This window comes from Halomonas sp. ND22Bw (genome assembly GCF_003011945.1).
Lineage (GTDB): Bacteria > Pseudomonadota > Gammaproteobacteria > Pseudomonadales > Halomonadaceae > Halomonas > Halomonas halophila.
In genome coordinates this window covers 1-304 of the sequence record NZ_PXWD01000552.1, presented here as the reverse complement: position 1 = coordinate 304, position 304 = coordinate 1, and the positions used below count along the sequence as shown (strand labels likewise).

Genomic DNA, 304 nt, shown 5'->3' with positions numbered 1-304 from the left:
ACGCCCTGATGCCCTATCTGCACCTGCCGGTTCAGGCGGGATCGGACCGCATCCTGCGGCTGATGAACAGGAAACACGGGCGCCAGAAATATTTCGACCTGATCGACCGCATCCGTGAGGCGCGGCCCGACATGGCGCTGGCGGGCGACTTCATCGTCGGCTTCCCCGGCGAGACCGACCGGGAGTTCGAGGACACGCTGGATCTGGTGCGGCGCGTCAACTACGCGGGGGCCTTCGCCTTCATGTATTCGCCCCGCCCCGGCACGCCCGCCGCAGGCATGGGCAAACAGGTCGAGCCGGAAGT

1 protein-coding gene is annotated in these 304 nt (G+C 66.8%); it reads left to right on the top strand.

Annotation, left to right across the window (positions count from 1 at the left end; translation table 11 throughout):
* Positions 1-304: radical SAM protein (locus tag CVH10_RS19340; protein ID WP_146143104.1), on the top strand; the 304-nt coding region annotated here is incomplete at both ends.